This is a genomic window from Chromohalobacter sp. HP20-39, from assembly GCF_033052815.1.
Taxonomy (GTDB): Bacteria; Pseudomonadota; Gammaproteobacteria; order Pseudomonadales; family Halomonadaceae; genus Chromohalobacter.
Window position 1 is genome coordinate 1 of sequence record NZ_JAWHTP010000095.1, and the last position, 554, is coordinate 554.

A 554-nucleotide genomic window follows, 5' to 3' on the forward strand; every position below is an offset into this window, starting at 1 on the left:
CAAGACCGGAGGGGTTGCGGCGAAAGGGCTGTCTGACGATGCGTTCTTTTTCCAAGAACTGCACTTGCTGCAGGAAATGGGGGGGATGCGCGCCGGCACGTCGCTGATGTCCGCATACCAGAACTTGGCGCAGGGTCGCGGCTCTTTGCGCTCCGCAAAGGTGCTGCAAGAAATGGGGCTGCTTGACCCCAATCTGATCGAGTACACCAAGATCGGCACGATCAAGCAAGTCAAGCCGGGGGCGCTGAAGGACTCGATGACCTTCATGCTGTCGCAGTTCGAGTACTTCGAGAAGGAAGTAAAGCCGCAGCTTGAAGGGTTGAGCAAGAACGATGCGCTTATGAAGATCGGGTCGATGTTCTCGAACCGGACCGCGGCGCAGCGTTTTTCCACTTTTTTCCTGGAAGAAAACAACCTCCAAAAGACCGCGAAGATGGCCCGCCAAGCAATGGGCGTCGATGCCGCAGTTGGCAACATGGGCGGCACTTTGGCCGGCAAGGAACTGACCTGGATGCAAAGCTTGCGAATCTGAAGCTGGAACTCGGTCAGAAAAT

General features: G+C 56.3%; 1 protein-coding gene. It reads left to right on the top strand.

Annotated features, from left to right (window positions below; all coding sequences use genetic code 11):
* Positions 1-532 (top strand): hypothetical protein (locus RVY79_RS17100; protein WP_317465672.1); only part of this gene is annotated, 532 nt, incomplete at its 5' end.
* Positions 533-554 lie beyond the last annotated feature (22 nt).